This is a genomic window from Sphingomonas sp. CCH5-D11 (assembly GCF_001557395.1).
In the GTDB taxonomy this organism is placed as follows: domain Bacteria; phylum Pseudomonadota; class Alphaproteobacteria; order Sphingomonadales; family Sphingomonadaceae; genus Sphingomonas.
In genome coordinates, this window is sequence record NZ_LSKH01000244.1 from 71,955 (window position 1) to 92,973 (window position 21,019).

A 21,019-nucleotide genomic window follows, 5' to 3' on the forward strand; every position below is an offset into this window, starting at 1 on the left:
TGTCCTGAACGACCCAACGCACCACACCCCGTTTCAGGAGCAACACATGTTTTCCGGATCGATTCCGGCGCTCGTCACGCCGTTCGACGCCGACGGCCGGTTCGTCGAGCACGCCTATCGCGAGCTGATCGAATGGCAGATCAGCGAGGGCTCAACGGCGCTCGTTCCCTGCGGGACGACCGGGGAGGCGGCGACGCTGACCAAGGACGAGCAGTTCGCCATCGTGAAGATCTGCGTGGAGCAGGTGCGTGGGCGCGTGCCGGTGATCGCTGGCGCCGGATCGAACGACACGCGGGTGGCGGCGGCGAACATCGCGGCGGCAAAGGAAGCCGGCGCGGACGCCGCGCTGATGGTGCCGCCTTATTACAACCGGCCCTCTCAGGAAGGGATCTTCCAGCATTTCGCCGCGCTGGCGCCCACCGCGGGCCTGCCGGTGGTGCTTTACAACGTGCCGGCGCGCACCGTGACTGACATCCTGCCCGAAACGCTGATCCGCATTGTCGAGGCCTATCCCAAGGTGTTCGTGGGCGTGAAGGACGCGTCGGGCGTGTTGCAGCGCGTATCGCAGCATCGCGCCGCGCTTGGCGACGGCTTCTGCCAGCTTTCCGGCAATGACGATCTCGCGCTGGCGTTCAACGCGCTGGGCGGGGTGGGCTGCATCTCGGTGACGGCCAATGTGGCGCCGCGGCTGTGCGCCGAGTTCCAGGCGGCGGGCACCGGCCCGGAGGCGATGGCGCTGCACGATCGGCTGTTCGCGCTTCACACGTCGCTGTTCACCGACGCCTCTCCGGGCCCGGTGAAGTATGCCATGACCAAGGTCCGCCCCGGTTTCCCGAACGCGTTGCGCCTGCCGATGACCTGGCCCGGCGAGTTGAGCCGCGCTGCCGTCGATGCTGGATTGCAGAGGGCCGGCCTCACGCAATGATCTTCAGGCGCTCCGCGAAACAGGCGCAAGAGGCATTTCTCAACCGCTTTGAACCTGATGCGGGCGGCTACCTCTTTCGCGCGGCGCCGACGGCAGCTCCGGTTCGCGTGACGGAGAAGGAACGCGACGAGGAACTCGCCACCTTTCTTCGCGGCGTGCAGTGGGTGTCCTGGGCGATGCTGGCAGGCCTGTTTGCCGTTGCCGCCGTAATGGCGTTTGCTGTTCCTCAGTTCGACACAGCTCCGTCCGAAATTCTGATCTGGGCGGGGGCCGGAACAATCATCGGGTTGTATGTCCTCGGCTGGTGGTGGCTTTGGCGATCGCCGGCTCGCCGCTTCGAGAGAAGGGCGGTGGCGGGACCAAGCCGGACGCGTGCTGAAGCCAGGCGCACCGCTCTTGCCAGCCTGTCATGGGGGCAATTGGCGCTTTCCTTTGGTTTCGCCGCGATGCTGATGGCCCGTTCCCTGGATGGCGAATATGTCTGGGCGGGTCTCGGAGCGGTCACGGCAATGTTCGTGGCGGTACAGGCAGTGCGCAAGCTGATCGCTGGTCGATCGAAGACCGTGCAGGGCCGCTGAGCGAGCCATGATCCCGACACAATCTGTCGCCAGCCTTCGGGGGTAATCGTCGGGGGACCAGGGTGCCCGGTTGGTGGATGCTCGCGCTGCAGGTTGCTGGTCCGCCGGCATCCGTTCCCGCCCGCCGTGCCGACGAGCGACCTTGTCCGACGCCGGAGCCGGGCGCGGAAATCGTCGTCTGCGCGCGACCGAATGACCGGTTCCGCCTGAAGCCCTTGCCCGAGCGCTTCGTTGCCGAGCGCGCACCGCCGAAGGCGGAGGCGGCGATTGCCGGGGTCGGCACGGTTGCGGCGGAAGTGGAGCAAGCGCGCGATGCCCAGGGCGCGCCGATCAATCGGGCGATGATCCGCCTCCGCATCCCGATCGGCGGCAAGAAACGCTGAACACCCAGCCTTTCCACGAGGCGCTCGACCGCCTACATCGCCCCGTCCATGCCACGTCCCAAGCCAGCCACCTTCGACAAGAAGAAGATCGTCGCCGAAAACCGCCGCGCGCGTTTCGATTATTCGATCGACACCACCTATGAAGCGGGGATCGTGCTGACCGGCACGGAGGTGAAGAGCCTGCGGTTCGGCGAGGGATCCATTGCCGAAAGCTATGCCGAAGTGAGCGACGGCGGCGTCTGGCTGGTGAATTCCAACATTCCCGAGTTCAGCCACGGCAACCGCTTCAACCACGAACCCAAGCGGCCCCGTAAACTCCTGCTTCATGAGCGCGAAGTTAGAAAGCTTCACGGCGCGGTGGCGCGCGAAGGTATGACGCTGGTGCCCCTGATGATCTACTTCAACAGCCAGGGGCGGGCGAAGGTGGAGTTGGCGTTGGCGAAGGGCAGAAAGGCGCACGACAAGCGTGACGCCATCAAGGAGCGCGACTGGAAGCGTGAGGCCGGCCGCCTGATGCGCGAGCGCGGCTGATGACGACGCGTGCGCTGACCATCTGGCAGCGTCTCGCGGCGTGGTGCCATCGCAATCTGCCGACCCGCGAATCGCTGGAAAAAAGCCGGCTGCTCCGCCCGGTGGCACATCGCGTGCTGGCGCCGGAACTGTGGCGATTCACCCGGCGCTCCGTGCCGCGCGGCGTGGCGCTGGGCATGGTGACGGGTATCCTGTTTCCGGTGGCGCAGATCCCCTTTTCCGCGATGCTGGCGCTGCCCTCCCGCGCCAATATCCCGGCGGCGGCATTGACGACCTTCATCACCAATCCCGTCACCACGCCCCCGCTCTGGGTGCTGGCTTATTGGATCGGCAAATGGGCGCTGCATCTGGACCAGGCATTGCCCGGCGATCCGGTGAGCAAGGCGGCGCAGGATGCCGCGCAATCCGGATGGATGCAGTGGCTGATGTCGGATGCTGCGCCGGCGACGGCGTTGGGACTGTTGATCGTGACGGCAGTTCTGTCGCTGGCGGGTTATGGTCTTTCGGCGCTGGGTTGGAGACTGTGGATTGCGCGAAAATGGCGCCATCGTCACCGGCGGGACCACATTGACGAGGCGTCTTAACTAGATAAAACACGTGCCTTCACTTACGCGAAGGCCAATTCATGCGTCCGTCGTTTCTGATTGCTGCAATTCTTTCCACCACCGCCGCCGCCGCCCTGGCGCAGACCGCGGCGCCCCGCGCGGCGAAGGCGCCCGCCGGCGATGCTGCCGCTGCCCCCGCCAAGGCGGCCGAGCGCACCGGGCCGGCGCTTGGAACATTCGGGTTCGACATGGCCGGACGCGATACCAGCGTTCCGCCGGGCGATGACTTCTATGCCTATGCGAACGGCACGTGGCAGAAGAACACGGAGATCCCGGCCGATCGCTCGTCCTATGGCATGTTCCACCGCCTGCAGGACCTGTCGCGTGAGCAGACCCGCACGATCCTGGACGAGCAGAAGGCGAAGGCCGGCAGCAAGTCGGGCGATTTCTACGCCAGCTTCCTTGACGAAGCGGCGGTGAATGCCAAGGGCGTGACGCCAGTGAAGCCGTGGATGACGGCGATCAAGGCCGCTCCGACCAAGGAAGCGTTGGCGGCGGAAGCCGGCCGAATGGCGCGGCGGGGCGTCGACTCCCTTTTCGCGCTGTTCGTCAATCAGGACGACAAGGACCCGGAAACCTATGCGGTCTTCTTCAACCAGGCCGGGCTGGGTCTGCCGGATCGCGATTACTATCTGAAGGACGATGCCAAGCTGGCGGCCACGCGAACGGCGTATCAGGCCTATCTGGCGAAAATGCTGACACTTGCCGGAGAGCCGAACGCCGATGCTCGCGCGGCGGCGGTGATGCAGCTCGAGAAGACGATCGCCGAGGCGCATTGGACGCGCGTCGACAGCCGCGATGCGGACAAGATCTATAACAAGATGACGTTCGCGGAGCTTGTCGCCCGCGCGCCAGGCTATGACTGGACCAGCTTCTTCCAGGCGGCCGGCATCCCTGCAGAGGCGCCGCTGATCGTGGCGCAGCCGACCGCGTTCGTGGGCGAGGCCAAGGCATGGGCCGAGGCACCGTTGCCGGTGCTGAAGGATCATCTGCTGCTGCGCACCCTGTCGACCTATGCCCGTTATCTTTCCACGGACTTCGACCAGACCCGCTTCGCCTTCTACGGCACGGAGCTGACCGGAGCGCCCGAGCAGCAGGCACGGTGGAAGCGGGGCGTTGACCTTGTCAGCAGCCAGCTCGGCGAGGATCTGGGGCAGGCTTATGTGGCGCGGTATTTCCCGCCGGAATCCAAAGCCGCGGCCGATGCACTGGTGCGCAACATCATTGCCGCCATGGGCGAGCGGCTGAAGAACCTGGAATGGATGGCGCCTGAGACCAAGCAAAAGGCGCTGGCCAAGCTGGCGGCTTTCACCCCCAAGATCGGCTATCCGGACAAATGGCGTGACTATGCCGGCCTGGAGATCCGCCGCGACGACCTGGTCGGCAACGTGGCGCGGGGAAATGAATTCGAGTTCCAGCGCAATCTCAACAAGATCGGCCAGCCGATCGATCGCGGCGAATGGTTCATGACCCCCATGACCATCAACGCTTATGCCAATCCGACGATGAACGAGATCGTGTTCCCGGCCGCCATCCTGCAGCCGCCGTTCTTCGATCCCAAGGCCGATCCGGCGGTGAACTATGGCGCGATCGGTGCCGTCATCGGCCATGAGATCAGTCACCATTTCGACGATCAGGGGCGCAAATATGATCCGACCGGCAAGCTCGCGGACTGGTGGACCGAACAGGATGTTGCCCGCTTCAAAACGTTCACCGATCGTCTGGTGGCGCAATATGACGCATACGAGCCTCTGCCCGGGCAGCATGTTCAGGGCGCGCTGACGCTTGGCGAGAACATCGCCGACCTGGCGGGCATCATCGTTTCCTATGACGCCTATCGGCTGTCGCTCGGCGGCAAGAAGGCGCCGGTGATCGACGGCACCACCGGCGCGCAGCGTTTCTACCTGGGCTATGGCCAAGTGTGGCGGACGAAATATCGCGATCCGATCCTGCGGCAGATCCTGCTGTCCGACCCGCATTCGCCGGGCATGCAGCGCGCCAATATCGTTCGCAATGTTGATACCTGGTACGAGGCCTTCGGCGCGCGGCCGGGGCAGAAGCTGTATCTCAACGACGAGCAGCGCGTTCGCATCTGGTGATCGCTTCCCCGCCGCACGACGCTTGACGCGCGTGCGGCGGGGATAAAGGGCCGTTGAATGGCGACGCTTCCTTTCCTTCGTGCTCACCGCTTGTCCTCCGAAGGGGCGCTGGGGATCGCCATGGCGGCGGGCCTCACCGCCGCCGTCTTCATCCTGTGGCTGCTGGGGGATCCGGTGGTGGCGATCGGATTCCTGGCAGCAGGCATCGTGGTCGGCGGGGCGGCAGTCGCTTGGCGGGCGCTGGCGCCGATCGCGCCGTCGCCGGTTCCCGAAATCGACTGGCAATTGGTGCGCGCCCTGGCCGACGAGAGCCCGGACGCGATTGCGGTCACTGACCGTGCCGGCCGGCTCGTCTGTGCCAACGATCGGTTCGAACAGATGTTTGCCGGCCTTCCGACGCCGCCGGGCCTGCCGATCGGCGAAGCGGGGGTAGGGGCCCTTGCCGCGGCGGGGCGCGCCGCATGGCGCGATGGGCGCGCGCGTGTCGATCATGCCGAGGTGGCCGGGCGCGCCATCGCCATCGACGTGTCACGCACCGGCCAGCAACAGGATCTGCTGGTATGGCGAGCGGCTTCGGCAATCGAATCCGATGGCAGCCGAGCGCTGGCGGAGGCGCTGTCCGGCGCACTAGGGAAACGGCTGGCGGGATCGGGCATCATGGCCGCCCTGCTGACCACCGACGGGCGCGTCCTTGCCGCGGACCCGGTGTTGCGCGCCCGCGCGATGGGCCATGCGGATGCGCCGGCCGAAGGCGCGGACTTCGCCCGGTTCCTGGCGACCGACAGCCGGGGGCTGATCCGGTTCGAGCGGGAGGGGATGGACGGCAATCCATTGCGCCTCGTGCAGGTGCCGTTCGCCGATGTGGAAGGCGCCCCCATCCTGGTCGCGCTGCTGGACGAAGATGAAACGCCGGTCAGCTACGGCAATGGCGCGGCGGCGCATATTCGCACATTGGTGCAGCTGATGCCGCTGGGTATCGCGCTGGTCGATCGCGACGGCCGGTTCATCGAGATGAACGATGCCTTCGTTCGGGCAGCGTCGGTCGACCGGAATGCGCCGCCACTCTATCCCGGCGATCTCGTCGTGCGGGAAGACAAGGCGGCCGTGGCGGATGCCGTGCGCCGGTTTGCCGGGGGCGGGGCGGCGCATGTGGCGGACATGGCCGTCCGTCTGCGCGACCATCCCGAAGAGCCCGTGGTGCTGTCGATTGCCGGCGCCCGGGGACTTGGCGACGCATCCGTCGTGCTGAGCCTCAAGGACAATGGCGAGGAAACGCGGCTGAAACGCGAGGTGGCGCAGGCGACCAAGATGCAGGCCGTGGGCCAGCTAGCCGGCGGCGTGGCGCATGATTTCAACAACATCCTGACCGCCATCATCGGCCATTGCGACCTGATGCTGATGCGCCACTCGCCGGGCGACAGCGATTATGACGATATCCAGCAGATTCGGAACAACTCCAACCGCGCAGCCGGGCTGACCCGGCAGTTGCTGGCTTTCTCCCGCCAACAGACCTTGCGCCCGCAGATCCTGCAACTGCCGGACGTGGTTTCCGAAGTGTCGAACCTGTTAAAGCGGCTTCTGGGCGAGACGGTGACGTTGGAAGTACGGCACGGGCGCGACCTGGGGCCGGTGCGCGCCGATCCGGGGCAGCTTGAGCAAGTCGTCGTCAATCTTGCGGTCAATGCCCGGGATGCGATGCTGGCCAAATATCCGCACGGTGGCGGCAAGCTGACGATCCAGACCCGCTCGGCCACCATCAATGAGATCCGCCGCCGCGGGCCGGATATCATGCCGGTAGGCGAGTATACCGCGCTCGAAATCTCGGACACGGGATCGGGCATCCCGCTGGACGTGCTGCCCAAGATATTCGAGCCGTTCTTCACTACCAAGGAGGTCGGCAAGGGAACCGGGCTTGGTCTTTCCACCGTCTACGGCATCGTCAAACAGTCCGGCGGCTATATCTTCGCCGATTCCAAGCCCGGCCTTGGTGCGACCTTCACCATCTACCTGCCGGTCCACGCGACAGGCGAAGTCGTGCCGCCGCGCAACGTTGTCGCGAAAAAACGACCCGCTGATGTCTGGGGCACGGGCACGGTGCTGCTGGTCGAAGACGAGGATATGGTCCGCGCAGTGGCGGAGCGCGCGCTGACGCGGCAGGGCTATACCGTTCTGACCGCCGAGAATGGCGAAGTGGCGCTCGAGCTGATCGAGAAGAACCCGCGCCCGGACCTTCTGGTCAGCGACGTGGTGATGCCGGCGATGGACGGGCCGACCATGGCCCGGCGGATCCGCCTGCGTTACCCGGACCTGCCGATCCTGTTCATGTCCGGCTATGCGGAGGAACAGCTGCGCCGATCGATCGATCTGGAGAATGTGGCGTTCATTCCAAAGCCCTTCTCTGTCCAGCAACTGGCCGAGGCGGCACGCGATGCATTCGGCCAGCGCGAATAACAGGCTAGCTGCCTGAATTGCGGACCGTTGCGGGATCAGTGTGTTACCTCTAAGGGCGCGGCATGACCAACCGCGTCCTGCTCGTCGAGGATGAGCCGCTTATCGCCATGATGCTCGAGGATTTTCTCGACGTGCTCGACCGCCAGTGTGCCGGAACGGCTGACTGCGTGGAGACGGCGCTTCCTCTGGTGGAGGCGGGCGGGTTCGATTGCGCGATCCTCGACGTCAATCTGCGTGGTGGCGAAAAGAGCTGGCCGATCGCGGCCGCGCTGGCCGAACGGCAGGTGCCATTCGTGTTCGCGACCGGCGGTGCGGACGACATGATCGCGGAAGAATTTCGCGGGCGGCCGATCCTGCAGAAGCCGTTCACGCTGGACGGCGTGGAGAAGGCGCTCGACGCGCTCGCTTGACGGCCGGTTTCCGATCGCCACTCTGGCGGGGCGCCTTGGTGGCTGGCAGGAGGCTCATGCGATGCGGCACGGCGGCGGGATATCGGATCGGGACGTGAGCGAGCAGGCCCAGGCCGGGACGGCTGTATCGGACATTCCCGTGCGGATGCTCGCCCTGTCACTGCTGCTGACCGCGGGTGCGTGTGAGCAGGCGGCGACTCAGGGACAGGCAATGGCTGAGGTGAACGCCAGTTCCGAACGCGATGCCGTGGACGACGAATGGGTCGAATGTGCGCCCGGCGGCGCGACCGACTTCACGCGGGTGTGCAGCGTCGACCGAACGCGCACGGATCATGGGCTGGTGTTGACGATGCGGCATCCCGATGGCGGTTTTCGCCGGCTGTTGGTGACGAAGGACGGCCGGGGAGTGGCGGCGGCGGATGGCGCGGAGCCCGCCGAGGTGACGCTGGTGGATCAGGATGAAATCGAAGTGACGATCGGGAACGATCATTATCGCCTGCCCGCGCTTCGAAGCGACATGGGCAAATGATCAGGATTGATGGCCAGCCGATCCTGTCCGTGCGCGAGATGCGCGCGGCAGAGGCGGCGGTGATGGCCAGCGGCACACCGGCACAGGCGCTGATGACGCGAGCGGGAGAGGCAGTCGCGGAGCAGGTGCGGCGGCTGGCGGCCGGTGCCGAGATTCTGGTGGCTTGCGGGCCGGGGAACAATGGCGGTGACGGCTATGTAGTGGCGACAGCGCTTCGCCGCGCAGGACAAGCCGTCCGCGTCACGGCAATCGCCGATCCGGGGACGGAGGCTGCGGCCGCCGCTCGGGGCGGCTGGAGCGGGCCGGTCGAGCGTCTGACCGACAGCGCGCCCGCTCCGATCCTGATCGACGCCCTGTTCGGGATCGGCATGAGCCGGCCGCTCGGCGGTGAGGCGGCGGCGGCGCTGGCTAAGCTGATCGACGCGGCGCGATTGTCGATCGCGATCGATGTGCCAAGCGGCGTCTCCACCGATGACGGTGCCATTCTTACCGACCTGCCGCCAGTGAGCCTCACCCTTGCGCTAGGTGCGGTGAAGCCGGCGCATGTGTTGCAGCCTTCCGCTGCCTTGTGCGGGGAGGTAAGGCTTCTGAATATCGGGGTTCCCGTCGAGAGCGCGGTGAGGGTGGCGGACGCGCCGGTGCTTCATGTACCGGGACGCGACGCGCACAAATATTCGCGTGGCCTTGTTGCGGTGATCGCGGGACGGATGCCGGGCGCCGCGGCGCTGGCGGCGATGGGCGCAAGCCGGAGCGGGGCCGGCTATGTCCGGCTGCTCGGCAGCGCCACCGATCGCTTGCCGCATGCCATCGTCCGGCAGCGATTGCACGAGGATAGCCTGTCCGGCCAAAGGGTGGGGGCGGTGATCGTCGGGCCCGGTCTGGGCCGGGACGAACAGGCGCGCGAACGCCTGGATGCGGCGCTATCGTGCGGGCGCCCGCTCGTCATCGACGGCGACGCGCTTCACCTTCTGAGCGATGCGCCCGCCGCAGTCCCGACAATCCTGACGCCGCACCAGGGCGAGTTCAGCCGGATGTTTGGCGAGACGGGGGGAGGCAAGATCTCTCGTGCGCAGGAGGCGGCGCGCCGAGCCAATGCCGTTATCGTTTTCAAGGGGCCTGATACCGTGATTGCCGCTCCCGACGGCCGTGTTGCCGTCCATGCGCATGCACCAAGCTGGCTGGCGACCGCTGGCACCGGCGATGTCCTGTCCGGCGTGGTGGCGGCGCAGCTTGCCGGCGGTGCGGACATCTTCACTGCTGCTGTGAACGGCGTGTGGTTACATGCTGAAGCAGCACGGTTAAGCGGTCCAAGCTTTATCGCCGATGATCTGATCGCCCATCTACCTGCAGCCGTTGGAGCTTGTTTGTGACCGAGGCTTCCACGATCCTGCGTGTCGCTGCGCGCGGCGAAGGTGTGACTGGCGATGGGCGGCACGTGCCGTTCGCCGCACCGGGGGATCAAGTGCGCGCGGACGGCGCCATCGAGGCCGGGCCACACCATCAGGTGCCGCCCTGCCGGCACTTTCCCGAATGCGGCGGCTGCCAGTTGCAGCATCTCGACGATACCGCCTGGAGCCAGTTCATCGTCGATCGGATCGCTGGCGCGCTGGCAGGGCAGGGGCTGTCGGCGGAGATCCGGGAGCCGGCCCTGTCTCCGCCGCGCACGCGTCGGCGTGCGACGCTCCATGCGGAGCCGTCAGGACGCGTTGGCTTCGCGGTCGAGAAGAGCCACGCGATCGTTGATCTGGCAGAATGCCATGTGCTGGCGCCCGAGCTTTTCGCGCTGGTGGCGCCGCTGCGACGGCTGATCCACGTGCTGCGGCCCAAGCGGCGGCTGGACCTGCACCTGACGCTGGCAGATCAGGGTGTGGATCTTCTGGTCAACGGCATATTGCCCGAGGGGCTGGCCGCAGCCGAGGCGATCACTGCCTTCGCCGAGGCCAATCGGCTCGCGCGCATGGCCTTCGATGAGGGCTATGGGCCGGAAGTGCGCTGGGAACCCGAAGGGGTGACGGTGACGCTGAGCGGCAATCCAGTGCCGCTGCCGCCGGCCTCGTTCCTGCAGGCAACGCGTGAGGGCGAGGCAGCGCTGGTGCAGGCGGTGCAGGCCGTGGTGGAGGACGCGCCGGTAGTGGCGGATCTGTTTGCCGGCCTTGGCACCTTCGCCTTTGCCATGCCGGGCCGCGTCTATGCAGCGGAAGCGGGGCGGGAGGCGATCATGTCGCTGAAGGTGGGGGCCGCCCGTGCGCAGCGGCCGATCTTCACCGAACATCGCGACCTGTATCGCCGCCCTCTGACGCCGGCCGAGCTGGACCGTTTCGCCGCGATCGTGATCGACCCGCCACGGGCCGGTGCGAAGGAACAGGCGCAGGCACTCGCCAGCTCACGCGTGCCGCGCGTAGCCTATGTTTCCTGCAATCCCAGCAGCTTCGCGCGTGATGTTAAGATGATAGTTGAAGGCGGATGGCGGATCGACTGGATCCAGCCGGTCGGCCAGTTCCGCTGGTCAACGCATGTGGAACTGGCCGCGAGCCTCAGCCGACAAAGCTGAGGCGCAATCTTAGATGTCGGCCGTAAGCCGTCCGTAAAGCTCGGGCCGGCGATCGCGGAAAAAGCCGAAGGCGGCGCGGTGACGCTTGACGCGATCGAGATCGAGAGTCGCCGTGATCACGCCTTCCTCGTCGCGCCCCAGCTCTGCCACAATGTCCCCGCGCTCATCGCAGATGAAACTGGTGCCGTAGAAGGTCTGGCCGTGTTCCGTCCCGATGCGGTTGGCGGCGACCACCGGCACGACATTCGACACGGCATGACCAACCATGGCGCGGCGCCACAGGCGGGCGGTGTCGAGCGAGGTATCGTGCGGCTCGCTGCCGATGGCGGTGGGGTAGAAGAGCACCTGTGCGCCCATCAGCATCATCGCCCGGGCGGTTTCCGGATACCATTGGTCCCAGCAGATGCCGACGCCGAGCTTGGCCGGGCCGTCCCAGACCTTGAACCCCGTGTTGCCCGGGCGGAAGTAGAACTTCTCCTCATAGCCCGGGCCATCGGGAATGTGGCTCTTGCGATAAACGCCCTGGATCGCACCGTCAGGGCCGATCATGGCAAGGCTGTTATAGTGGTGCGGCCCATCAGCCTCGAAAAAGCTGGTGGGAATGGAGACCTTTAGCTCCGATGCCAGCGACTGCATGGCAAGTACCGCAGGATGCTCCGCCGTCGGCCGGGCGTTGGCGAACAAGCCCTCATCCTCGACCCGGCAGAAGTATTCGCCTTCGAAAAGCTCGGGCGGCAGGATCACCTGAGCGCCTTTGGCGGCGGCTTCGCGCACGAGGCGGGACACGTTGGCGATGTTCGCATCCATGTCAGCGGAGAAAGCGAGCTGAAGCGCGGCGACGGTGATTTCGGTCATGCGCCGGCATGTAGGGGATGACGCGCTCGCTCGCCACCCTCCCGCGCACCGGCCGCCTGGTGGTGCGCAGCGGAGCAAGCCGGCCTGGTTTCGGTGCGGGACCGGCACATTTCGGCCTGAATACGAAGTCGATCGGCCGCGCTGCCGCGCAGCGGCGATTGGCGATCAGAAAATGGTATAGCCGCCGTCGATCGTGAAGGTGTCTCCGGTGTGGAAGCGCGACGCATCCGAGGCGAGATAGACGGCAAGGCCGCCGAAATCCTCCGGCTCGCCCCAGCGGCGCATCGGCACGCGGGAGATGACCTTTTCGTTGAAACGATCATTGCCCTGCGCGCGCGAGGTCATGTCCGTCGCGATCCAGCCCGGCAGGATGGCATTGGCGCGAATGCCGTAGCGGGCATATTCCACCGCCAGCCCGCGCATCATCGGCAGCAGTGCGCCCTTTGTAGCGGCATAGGCCTGGTTGCGGGGCGCGCCATGCACGGCCGAAGTGGATGAGGTGGCGAGCAGCGAGCCGCCGAGATCGCCATCCTTCGCCCGTGCGACCATGTGGCGTGCCGCAGCACGCAGAGTCCAGAACACGCCATCGAGGTTCACCGCCATCACCCGGCGCCACAGCTCGGTCGTCATCGTGTCAAAGCTGTCGGCGCCCTCCCCGACGCCGGCGTTGGCGGCGACAAAATCGAGCCGGCCCATCATCTCCACGGCGCGGTCCACCCCGGCGTCCACCGCCGCCTCGTCCGCCACATCGACCCGTTCGATCAGAATGCGAGTGCCGTGCGCGGACAGGCGATCCTGCGCGGCAGCGTTCTTCGCCGGATTGTTGCCCCAGATCACTACGTCCGCCCCGGCCTGGGCCAGCGCATCCGCCATGCCGATGCCGATCCCACCATTGCCGCCGGTGATCAGCGCGACACGCCCGCTGAGGTCAAAGGGTGAATAGGGCATCGTCCGCTCTCCTGTGCTGTTATCGGCGAGCAGCCTAGCTGCGGATCGAGGCCGCGCGCTAGTTCCGGGAGCGAATGCCGAAACGGGAGGCGGCGTGAGTCAAGCCGGGTGGAGGGCGCAGGGATGCGCCTGTCCGCAGGCCAGGACCGCGCAGCGCGAGGCATCAAAGGTGGCTGGGGTCGTATGATGCTGCGCCAGGCCGAAGTCTTCGGCGCGATAGCGGTGGCGGGCGTGGCTTCCCGTGCGTGTCCGGCAGGCGTAATCCTGCATTCGGGCGAGCACCTCAGTCGGCAGCGAGAGGCCGAGCATCCGGTACACGCGCTGGATTTCGCCGCGCCAGTCCTGCTCCACATCATCAAAGGCGACGTCCACCTGAGGCGCGTGACTGCCTGACCGGGCCGAGGCCATGCGCTGCGCGCGCAGCGCGACCTTGCGCGTCCATTCCCGCCCGATCCAGGTGGGATCGGCAGAGGCGGACTGGATCGCCATCTGATTGCGGACCAGCGAAGCCGAGGAGGCGATTACCTGCTGCGGATCGCGGCTGAGGCAGATCAGGCGCGCATCGGGGAAGGTGCGAAGCACGGCGGCGAGATCCTGGCTGAACTGCGGCACCTTGAGGATCCAGGGGCGCAAGCCGGTGTCGCGGCGAAGCCAGGCAATCGTCTGAAGGAGGCGGCGGAATTCCGCATAAGCGGCGATCCCGTCGTCCGCCTCGAGCGCTGCGGTATAGCCCGGCACGCGCCATTGCGCCTCGAACGCCGAGCCGAAGATCGAGACGCTCTGGAGCCCGATCTCTTCATCGGCCGCGTCCCAGCGCGTCGGATGGATGGTGTCGAACGAAGGGTTGAGCAGCCGGACGGTGAGGGTGCCCAGCCAGCCGCGCAGCTTGCGATCATCCATCCAGCCGCGGTCGCCGGTGCGCGGCAGCGGGTTCCAGCTTTCGTAAAAGCGCGTGAAGGCCAGCCGGGGATCACAGGCGAGCAGGCGCTGCATCCGCGTCGTGCCCGACCGCATCTGCCCGACGATGATGATCGGTGCGACGATTGGCTGTTCCGCAATCTGAGGACGCGCCCGCCAGAGCGCCTCGAAACGGATGCGATTGCAGAGCGCGGCAACAAGCTGGCCGTGCGCGATCGTGCGCCCCAGGGGAGTGAGGTCCGCGACCTGCTCCAGATCGGCGCAGAGCAGCTCCAGCCGATCTCGCCATGCGCGATCGCCGTGCTGGTCCGGCGCCACGCCAACCTTGTCCGTCGCCTTGCGGATCAGAGCGGCCGGATCGAGCGGTGGGCGCTCGGCCCAGCCGCGACGCCACGCCCCGTCGAGCGCCGCATCAACGATTTGCAGCCGCGGGTCGCGGGTGATCGGAGCGGCGGTCGGCAGGTGCGGGAAGGGGGTGGATGTGGCAAGTGGCGACGGGCTCAAGGGCGGCATCGCGGGGGAACGCGCGACAGCGGCCTGCGTGCCGCGCGGCGCCGTCGATTTCCTCACGAATGCTGTTGATGAGCCACACTTTCACTGCCGCGCCGGTCGGTGTCCTCACGTCAGCGGGTCCGGCGCGGACGGCGGTGGCGGTGAAATCAGTCGAAGGGCGCATCTGCCATAAGCGAGTGGCGGGACAAGCCGGTCGCGATCATCCGTGCCCTCATCCCAAAGGTTATACTCCAACGGGATGTTGCGGCATCGCCACTTAGCGTCGTGCACTGCCAATCAAGCGCTTGGCATAACCAAAATCTCTCAGCGACGCATACGTCCGGATTAGCCGCGCCAACGGGTGCCGATCGGCAGGCAATTTAGTTTCGAACACGTTACTCCGTTGCGCAATACGCCCGTTCCGGACCGGCCGCTATGAAGACGATCGACCACCAGCGCACTTGAGGGTGCCTCCGCAGGACAACACCGGCCATGCCCGCATCATGTCATGAGATCGATGATCATTGCTGCTGGCGGGCGGAACTGAGGGTCAACGCATCGACCACGGACCGAGCATAAGCAGTGCGATCCGTGTTGCTCATCAAGGCGCCGATCAGTCGATCGGACAGTTTCGTACTATCGCGGCTGACCTTCGTCATGCCGGGCCTTGGCGCCGGCGGATCCGAGCATGTCGTGTCGATGCTGGCCAATCATTATGTCAATCAGGGCGTGCAGGTCCGGCTCGCCTGTTTCCAGCCGTTCGACGAACAGCCTTATTACGCGCTGAACCCCGACGTTCGCCTGATCAACCTGGGGAAGGCGCCGCCGCCTCGAAACCTGATCGGCCGCAGCCTGGGAATGCTGCGGCGATACCGGCTGTTGAAGAGCGAATTGAGCGACCATCGGCCCGAGGTGGTGGTTTCCTTTCTGACCAGAACCAACGTGCTCACGTCGCTGGCCGCCGATGCGCTGGGCATTCCGGTGATCGTGTCGGAGCGGAACAATCCCGATCGGCAGAAGGTGGGCGCGACATGGAGCGCCATTCGCCGATACGCCTATGCGCGATCGGACGCGCTCGTCACCATGACACGGGGCGCGGCATCCTATTTCAGCCCCACGCCGCAGCGAACCGACATGGTCATTCCCAATCACGCGGTGGCGAGGGGGAGCGTTCGCACGTTCGACGCCAACGGGCGCAATCTGGTCGCGGTGGGGCGGCTGGTGGAGCAGAAGGGCTTCGATCTGCTCTTGCAGGCGTTCGCCCGGCTTGCGCCGCGCTTTCCCGACTGGCGGCTGACCATCTGGGGCGAGGGGCCATTGCGCGCCGCGCTGGAACAGCAGCGTGCGGCGCTGGGGCTCGAGATGCGCGTCAGCTTCCCGGGCGTGACCCGCGAGCCGGGCGGCTGGACGAAGGAGGCGGACCTGTTCGTTCTCTCCTCCCGCTATGAAGGATGGGGCATCGTGGTGGGCGAGGCGATGGCGGCGGGCATTCCAACCGTCGCGTTCGATTGCCCATGGGGCCCAGCCGAGATGATCGACCATGGCCGCACCGGCCTGCTGGCGCCGGATCAGGACGTGGAGGGCTTGGCCGAGCAACTGGCCGTCGCCATGGCCGATCCGCTGCTGCGCGAACAAATGGGGGCAGCGGGCAAACAGGCGATGGAGCGCTTCATGCCCGAACGGATCATCACCCGGTGGGACGGGCTGATCAAGCGGATTGCGCAGCGCGCAAAGGCGAAGAGCAAGGCGGATCCGGTGATCGCCAAAGGTCAGGCATTTCTTTGACCGAGGCGGATCGCTGCGGCCCGCCGGGCGACAGGCGAAGGAAGAGTGCGATGAGCGACCAGGCAGGCCGGACCAAGGTGCCGGATTTCATGATCGTGGGGGCGGTGAAGGCTGCCACCACCTGGCTGAACGTGCAGATCCAGAACCATCCCGACGTCTATCTGCCTGATCCCGAGCCGCATTATTTCAGCCGCGAGTTCGAGCGCGGGCCGGACTGGTATGCCGAGTTCTTCACCGAGGCGCGGCCGGGCCAGCTGGTAGGCGAGAAATCCGCCGATTACCTGGCCGACCCGCATGCGGCGGAGCGCATCGCGCGCGTCCTGCCGGCCATTCCGCTGATCGCGCAGCTGAGGGATCCGGTGGACCGTGCCTATTCGGATTATTGCATGCTCTACCGGCGCGGCACGATCCGCGGCGGTCCGGAGGAGTATCTCAACCCGGCGACTGCCACCTTCCGCCGGTTCCTGGATAACGGGCTCTACGGCACGCACCTGCGCCGGTGGCTGTCGCTGTTCGACCGGCGGCAGATGCTGGTGTTCCTGTTCGAGGACGTCCGCGCGACGCCGGCCCAGGTACTTGACGACACGTGTCGCCACCTTGGCCTGTCACCAATGAATGAGGGGCGCGCGCCGGCGGCAGGCAAGGTCAACGATGGCGCCGCGCCGCTGCTGCCGCTGGCGATCCGCCGCCTGGCGCAGCCGGCGAAGAACCTGGTGAAGCCGCTGCGTGGAACCCGCATGTTCGAGAGCGTGCGGGGCCTGCTGGCCAAGCCGATGGCCTATCCGCCGATGACAGCCGATTTGCGCGCGCGGCTTCGCGATTATTACGCGCCCGAGGTCGAGGCGCTCGAGGTGTTGCTGAACCGTGATCTCAGCCAATGGCTGCCGGGCGCCAATGGCTTGGCGCGCCCGGCATCCTCGCGGCAGGGGAACACGGCGGTGCTGACCGCAGCCGGCCCGCGTTGAGGCGGCGAGCCGGGGTGGCAGCCGGTTGGCTGGTCAATCCCGCTCGATCTGGGCGACGTCGCGTACTGCGCCGCGGGCGGCGTTGGTGGTGAGGGCGGCATAGGCGCGCAGGGCGGGGGAAATGTGGCGCTTGCGGCCGAAAGGCTTCCAGGCGGCCTTTCCGCGGGCCTCCATCGCTTCACGGCGGGCGGCGAGCGTTGCGTGATCGATGTCGAGCCGGACTCCGCGATTGGGGATGTCGATGATGATCGGATCGCCCGTTTCGACCAGCGCGATGAGCCCGCCCTCCGCCGCCTCGGGCGAGACATGGCCGATCGACAGGCCGGAGGTGCCGCCGGAAAAGCGCCCGTCGGTGATGAGGGCGCACGCCTTCCCCAGGCCCTTCGACTTCAGATAGCTGGTCGGATAGAGCATCTCCTGCATCCCCGGCCCGCCCTTTGGCCCTTCGTAGCGGATCACCACCACGTCGTCCGCCTTCACCTCATTGCCGAGAATGCCGGCGACCGCCGCATCCTGGCTTTCGTAAACGCGCGCCGTGCCGTGGAAGGTGAGGATGCTTTCATCCACGCCGGCCGTTTTCACGATGCAGCCTTCGGGTGCGAGATTGCCGTAGAGTACCGCCAGGCCGCCGTCCTTGGAGAAAGGATGCTCCGCATCGCGGATCACCCCGGCGGTGCGATCGGTGTCGAGCTCCTTCCAGCGGTTGCTCTGGCTGAACGCCTGGGTCGTGCGCACGCCGCCGGGTGCGGCGCTGAAGAACTGGCGCACGCTGTCGCTGGTGGTGCGGCTGATGTCCCAGCGGTCGAGCGCCGCGCCGAGCGTGGGGGCGTGCACGGTCGGCAGGCTGGTATCGAGCAGGCCCGCGCGATCGAGCTGGCCAAGGATCGCCATGATGCCGCCGGCACGGTGCACATCCTCCATGTGCACGTCCTGCTTGGCGGGCGCGACCTTGCACAGGCACGGCACGCGGCGCGACAGGCGGTCGATATCGGCCATGGTGAAGGGGACCTCACCCTCATAGGCGGCGGCGAGCAGGTGAAGCACCGTGTTGGTCGAGCCGCCCATCGCGATGTCGAGGCTCATGGCATTTTCGAACGCGGCGAAGCTGGCGATCGAGCGCGGCAGCGCCGAGGCATCATCCTGTTCATACCAGCGGCGCGCGAGATCGACGATGGTGTGCCCGGCCTCACGGAACAGCTGCTCGCGATCGGCATGGGTCGCCAGCACCGAGCCGTTGCCGGGCAGCGACAGGCCGAGCGCCTCCGTCAGGCAATTCATGCTGTTGGCGGTGAACATGCCCGAACAGGAACCGCAGGTCGGACACGCCGACCGCTCGATCACCTTTACCTCTTCGTCGGTGTAGCTTTCGTCCGCGGCGACCACCATGGCGTCGACCAGATCGAGCGCCACCGTCTGGCCGCGAATGTCGGCCTTGCCCGCCTCCATCGGCCCGCCCGAGACGAAGATCGCGGGCACGTTGAGGCGCAGCGCCGCCATCAGCATGCCCGGCGTGATCTTGTCGCAATTGGAAATGCAGACCATCGCATCGGCGCAGTGCGCGTTCACCATATATTCGACGCTGTCCGCGATCAGATCGCGGCTGGGCAGGCTGTAGAGCATGCCATCATGGCCCATGGCGATCCCGTCATCGACCGCGATGGTGTTGAATTCCTTCGCAACGCCGCCCGCCGCCTCGATCTCCCGCGCGACGAGCTGGCCGAGATCCTTCAGATGGACGTGGCCCGGCACGAACTGGGTGAAGCTGTTGACCACCGCGATGATCGGCTTGCCGAAGTCGCTGTCCTTCATGCCGGTGGCGCGCCACAGGCCGCGGGCGCCCGCCATGTTGCGGCCGTGAGTGGTGGTGCGGGAACGATAAGCGGGCATGGCACAGGTCTCGGCAGTTAATCAGCGCGCAGGATAGGCCAGTTACGCTAGGATGGGAAATATCCTAGTCCGCGCGTTCTAGGTCGGAGAGCATATCACATGGACCTTCGCCAGCTTCGCCATTTCGCGGCGGTGGCCGAGACGCTGCACTTCGGCCGTGCGGCGGAACGGCTGGGGATGACGCAGCCGCCGCTCAGCCAATCGATCCAGGCGCTGGAGCGTGAACTTGGCGCGGCGCTGTTCGCCCGAACGAAGCGGAGCGTGGCGCTGACGCCATTCGGGGCGCAGTGGCTGCCCCATGTGGAGGGGGCGCTGGAGCGGGTGAACGACCTGCCCGAGATCGCCCGGCGGCTGCGGGAGGGGGAGGCCGGCCGGCTGGAGCTATCGTTCGTCAGCACGGCGGATTACAGCATCCTTCCCATGCTGGTGCGGCGCTACGCCGCGCTCTTTCCCGACGTCGAGATCGCGCTGACGGAGGCGACGAGCGATGTGCAGATCACGGCGCTTCGTGACGGAAAGGGGCACGCCGGGATCATCATCGCGCCGGCGGACCGCGTGTTGCCTCCGGGCCTCGCCTATCGCCAGCTTGTATCGGAGCCCTTGATCGCGGCCATTCCGGAAGCCTGGATCGCGGATGGACGAATCACCCTGGTGGACGGCCATGTTCCGGCGGAGACGGTGGTCGGCCAACCGCTCATCATCTTTCCGCGCCGGGTGGCGCCGGCATTTCACGATCTGGTGACCGGCTATCATGCCGCGTGGCGCGGCACGCCGCGCATCGTGCAGGAAGCCATTCAGATGCAGACGATCATCAGCCTGGTCTCAGCGGGCATGGGCATTTCTCTGGTGCCCGCGTCGCTGCGTAACCTGGCGCGGACGGGCGTGCGCTATGCCGACCTGCGCGATGCGCCGCCGGTTCTGGAGACGGGCATAGCCTGGCGCCAGGATTATGTGCCGGCCACGCTGGCGCGATTCCTGGACATTGCGGCGGAGACCGCTGCCGGCCAGCCACTGGCGAGCGCATCGCCGATCCTGTAACGACCGCATTCGTGAGGATCGCGATCATCGACACGAGCACAACGCGGGCGGCGATCATTTCCGAAGGGCTGCGCGACGCCGGACTGGACGATCTGGTCGTGATCGACCCCACGGGGCCGCTGGTGGCGCAGATCGAGGCAAGCGCACCCGAAGTGGTGCTGATCAACCTCGAGAATCCGAGCCGCGACCTGCTGGAGGATTTCTTCGCCATGTCGCGTGCGCTGGACCGGCCGATCGCGATGTTCGTCGACCAGTCGGACGCGCAGGCGACCATGGCGGCGGTGGATGCGGGCGTATCGGCCTATGTTGTCGACGGGCTGGCGCGGCAGCGGATCAAGCCGGTGCTCGACCTAGCGGTGCGGCGCTTCCAGGCGTTCTCGCGGCTTCAGACCGAGCTGGCGGAAGCGAAATCGGCGCTGGCCGACCGGCAGACGATCGATCGCGCCAAGGCGATCCTGATGAAGCGGCGCGGGCTGGACGAGCCAGCCGCCTACGCGCTGCTGCGTGGCCATGCGATGAAATCGAACCGTCGCATCGCCGAAGTGGCGGAGGCGATCGTGACAAGCGAGGCGCTGATGGGGGATCTGTCATGAGCGAGACGTTCCGCATCGGCTTCCTTCCGCTGGTGGACGCGGCGCTGCCGATCCTGGCGCACGAACTGGGCTTTGCCGCGGCCGAGGGCGTTGCAATCGAACCGGTGCGCGACATGACCTGGGCCACCGTGCGCGACCGGCTGCTTTACGGCCATACGGACGCGGCGCATCTGCTCGCGCCGCTGGCGATCGCAACCGCGCTGGGGCGTGATCGTCCCGCCGTGCCGATGACCGTGCCGTTCGTGCTTGGCCTGAACGGCAATGCGATCACCTTTTCGACCGCCTTGGGCGAGGCATGCGGACTGGGCGATCGGCTGGGAGATCCGATGGTGATCGGGGCGGCGCTGAAGGCGGTGGCGGCGGAGCGGCGTGCTGCTGGGCGACCACTGCGCTTTGGCGTGGTGCACCGTTATTCCAGCCACAATTACATGCTGCGCTACTGGCTCGCCGGGGTTGGGATACGGCCGGACGAGGAC

20 protein-coding genes are annotated in these 21,019 nt (G+C 66.5%); 16 read left to right on the plus strand and 4 right to left on the minus strand.

The window, feature by feature from the left end; translation table 11 throughout:
* Positions 1-46: 46 nt before the first annotated feature.
* From dapA to AX702_RS15525, 11 genes are all read left to right on the plus strand, one after another.
* Positions 47-925, plus strand: a complete 879-nt coding sequence (gene dapA / locus AX702_RS15475; protein ID WP_066781052.1) for a 4-hydroxy-tetrahydrodipicolinate synthase — start codon at positions 47-49, stop codon at positions 923-925.
* Complete coding sequence (locus AX702_RS15480; protein ID WP_066781053.1) at positions 922-1,503, plus strand: hypothetical protein; 582 nt, start codon at positions 922-924, stop codon at positions 1,501-1,503. The genes dapA and AX702_RS15480 overlap by 4 nt, the downstream gene beginning before the upstream one ends.
* Positions 1,504-1,565: 62 nt before the next feature.
* Positions 1,566-1,886 (plus strand): hypothetical protein, encoded by a 321-nt coding sequence (locus tag AX702_RS15485; protein WP_143058525.1) that lies wholly within the window; start codon positions 1,566-1,568, stop codon positions 1,884-1,886.
* A 48-nt stretch (positions 1,887-1,934) separates the two neighbouring features.
* Positions 1,935-2,417, plus strand: coding sequence for an SsrA-binding protein SmpB (gene smpB / locus AX702_RS15490; protein ID WP_066781057.1), 483 nt, complete (start codon positions 1,935-1,937; stop codon positions 2,415-2,417).
* Positions 2,417-3,001: a DUF2062 domain-containing protein gene (locus AX702_RS15495; RefSeq protein WP_066781058.1), complete on the plus strand. Its 585-nt coding sequence runs from the start codon at positions 2,417-2,419 to the stop codon at positions 2,999-3,001. The genes smpB and AX702_RS15495 overlap by 1 nt, the downstream gene beginning before the upstream one ends.
* A 41-nt stretch (positions 3,002-3,042) precedes the next feature.
* Positions 3,043-5,121, plus strand: a complete 2,079-nt coding sequence (locus AX702_RS15500) for a M13 family metallopeptidase (protein ID WP_066781059.1) — start codon at positions 3,043-3,045, stop codon at positions 5,119-5,121.
* A 57-nt stretch (positions 5,122-5,178) separates the two neighbouring features.
* Complete coding sequence (locus AX702_RS15505) at positions 5,179-7,572, plus strand: response regulator (protein WP_066781060.1); 2,394 nt, start codon at positions 5,179-5,181, stop codon at positions 7,570-7,572.
* A 62-nt stretch (positions 7,573-7,634) separates the two neighbouring features.
* The gene (locus tag AX702_RS15510; RefSeq protein WP_066781061.1) at positions 7,635-7,982 is read left to right on the plus strand and encodes a response regulator; all 348 of its coding nucleotides are present in this window, start codon (positions 7,635-7,637) and stop codon (positions 7,980-7,982) included.
* Between the two features lie 94 nt (positions 7,983-8,076).
* Positions 8,077-8,511: a hypothetical protein gene (locus AX702_RS15515; RefSeq protein ID WP_231731884.1), complete on the plus strand. Its 435-nt coding sequence runs from the start codon at positions 8,077-8,079 to the stop codon at positions 8,509-8,511.
* Entirely contained in the window at positions 8,508-9,881 is a 1,374-nt protein-coding gene (locus AX702_RS15520) for a bifunctional ADP-dependent NAD(P)H-hydrate dehydratase/NAD(P)H-hydrate epimerase (RefSeq protein WP_066781062.1), read from the plus strand. The genes AX702_RS15515 and AX702_RS15520 overlap by 4 nt, the downstream gene beginning before the upstream one ends.
* Complete coding sequence (locus AX702_RS15525; RefSeq protein WP_066781064.1) at positions 9,878-11,062, plus strand: class I SAM-dependent RNA methyltransferase; 1,185 nt, start codon at positions 9,878-9,880, stop codon at positions 11,060-11,062. Before AX702_RS15520 ends, AX702_RS15525 begins: the two co-directional genes overlap by 4 nt.
* Before the next feature lie 9 nt (positions 11,063-11,071).
* Here the strand turns inward: AX702_RS15525 and aguB are convergent, their stop codons facing one another.
* The 3 genes from aguB to AX702_RS15540 form a co-directional block, all read right to left on the minus strand.
* Complete coding sequence (gene aguB / locus AX702_RS15530; protein WP_066781066.1) at positions 11,072-11,917, minus strand: N-carbamoylputrescine amidase; 846 nt, start codon at positions 11,915-11,917, stop codon at positions 11,072-11,074.
* A gap of 165 nt (positions 11,918-12,082) precedes the next feature.
* Positions 12,083-12,865 carry an SDR family NAD(P)-dependent oxidoreductase gene (locus tag AX702_RS15535; protein ID WP_066781067.1) on the minus strand — a complete coding sequence of 261 codons (783 nt, stop codon included), beginning with the start codon at positions 12,863-12,865 and terminating at the stop codon, positions 12,083-12,085.
* A gap of 99 nt (positions 12,866-12,964) precedes the next feature.
* The gene (locus tag AX702_RS15540; protein WP_156455528.1) at positions 12,965-14,353 is read right to left on the minus strand and encodes a sulfotransferase family protein; all 1,389 of its coding nucleotides are present in this window, start codon (positions 14,351-14,353) and stop codon (positions 12,965-12,967) included.
* A gap of 513 nt (positions 14,354-14,866) precedes the next feature.
* On the opposite strand from AX702_RS15540, the gene AX702_RS15545 reads away from it, so the two are divergent.
* On the plus strand, positions 14,867-16,060 hold the full coding sequence (locus tag AX702_RS15545; protein WP_231731885.1) for a glycosyltransferase family 4 protein: 1,194 nt from the start codon (positions 14,867-14,869) through the stop codon (positions 16,058-16,060).
* 50 nt (positions 16,061-16,110) lie between these two features.
* On the plus strand, positions 16,111-17,025 hold the full coding sequence (locus AX702_RS15550) for a sulfotransferase family protein (RefSeq protein ID WP_082746310.1): 915 nt from the start codon (positions 16,111-16,113) through the stop codon (positions 17,023-17,025).
* 33 nt (positions 17,026-17,058) lie between these two features.
* Here the strand turns inward: AX702_RS15550 and ilvD are convergent, their stop codons facing one another.
* The gene (ilvD, locus tag AX702_RS15555; protein ID WP_066781072.1) at positions 17,059-18,912 is read right to left on the minus strand and encodes a dihydroxy-acid dehydratase; all 1,854 of its coding nucleotides are present in this window, start codon (positions 18,910-18,912) and stop codon (positions 17,059-17,061) included.
* A 99-nt stretch (positions 18,913-19,011) separates the two neighbouring features.
* Between ilvD and AX702_RS15560 the strand changes: the two genes are divergently transcribed.
* The 3 genes from AX702_RS15560 to AX702_RS15570 all read left to right on the plus strand — a co-directional run.
* Positions 19,012-19,950 (plus strand): LysR family transcriptional regulator, encoded by a 939-nt coding sequence (locus tag AX702_RS15560; RefSeq protein ID WP_066781074.1) that lies wholly within the window; start codon positions 19,012-19,014, stop codon positions 19,948-19,950.
* An 11-nt stretch (positions 19,951-19,961) separates the two neighbouring features.
* Positions 19,962-20,543 (plus strand): ANTAR domain-containing response regulator, encoded by a 582-nt coding sequence (locus AX702_RS15565; RefSeq protein ID WP_066781076.1) that lies wholly within the window; start codon positions 19,962-19,964, stop codon positions 20,541-20,543.
* Positions 20,540-21,019, plus strand: a 480-nt coding sequence (locus AX702_RS15570; RefSeq protein ID WP_197420639.1) for an ABC transporter substrate-binding protein, incomplete at its 3' end; no start/stop codon positions are given. The genes AX702_RS15565 and AX702_RS15570, both read left to right, overlap by 4 nt.

What these genes read in the sequence shown, in the direction of transcription:
- dapA (WP_066781052.1), top strand. Translation starts at nt 47, where the DNA reads ATGTTTTCCGGATCGATTCCGGCGCTCGTCACGCCGTTCGACGCCGAC.
- AX702_RS15480 (WP_066781053.1), top strand. Translation starts at nt 922, where the DNA reads ATGATCTTCAGGCGCTCCGCGAAACAGGCGCAAGAGGCATTTCTCAAC.
- smpB (WP_066781057.1), top strand. Translation starts at nt 1,935, where the DNA reads ATGCCACGTCCCAAGCCAGCCACCTTCGACAAGAAGAAGATCGTCGCC.
- AX702_RS15495 (WP_066781058.1), top strand. Translation starts at nt 2,417, where the DNA reads ATGACGACGCGTGCGCTGACCATCTGGCAGCGTCTCGCGGCGTGGTGC.
- AX702_RS15500 (WP_066781059.1), top strand. Translation starts at nt 3,043, where the DNA reads ATGCGTCCGTCGTTTCTGATTGCTGCAATTCTTTCCACCACCGCCGCC.
- AX702_RS15505 (WP_066781060.1), top strand. Translation starts at nt 5,179, where the DNA reads ATGGCGACGCTTCCTTTCCTTCGTGCTCACCGCTTGTCCTCCGAAGGG.
- AX702_RS15510 (WP_066781061.1), top strand. Translation starts at nt 7,635, where the DNA reads ATGACCAACCGCGTCCTGCTCGTCGAGGATGAGCCGCTTATCGCCATG.
- AX702_RS15520 (WP_066781062.1), top strand. Translation starts at nt 8,508, where the DNA reads ATGATCAGGATTGATGGCCAGCCGATCCTGTCCGTGCGCGAGATGCGC.
- aguB (WP_066781066.1), bottom strand. Translation starts at nt 11,917, where the DNA reads ATGACCGAAATCACCGTCGCCGCGCTTCAGCTCGCTTTCTCCGCTGAC.
- AX702_RS15535 (WP_066781067.1), bottom strand. Translation starts at nt 12,865, where the DNA reads ATGCCCTATTCACCCTTTGACCTCAGCGGGCGTGTCGCGCTGATCACC.
- AX702_RS15550 (WP_082746310.1), top strand. Translation starts at nt 16,111, where the DNA reads ATGAGCGACCAGGCAGGCCGGACCAAGGTGCCGGATTTCATGATCGTG.
- ilvD (WP_066781072.1), bottom strand. Translation starts at nt 18,912, where the DNA reads ATGCCCGCTTATCGTTCCCGCACCACCACTCACGGCCGCAACATGGCG.
- AX702_RS15560 (WP_066781074.1), top strand. Translation starts at nt 19,012, where the DNA reads ATGGACCTTCGCCAGCTTCGCCATTTCGCGGCGGTGGCCGAGACGCTG.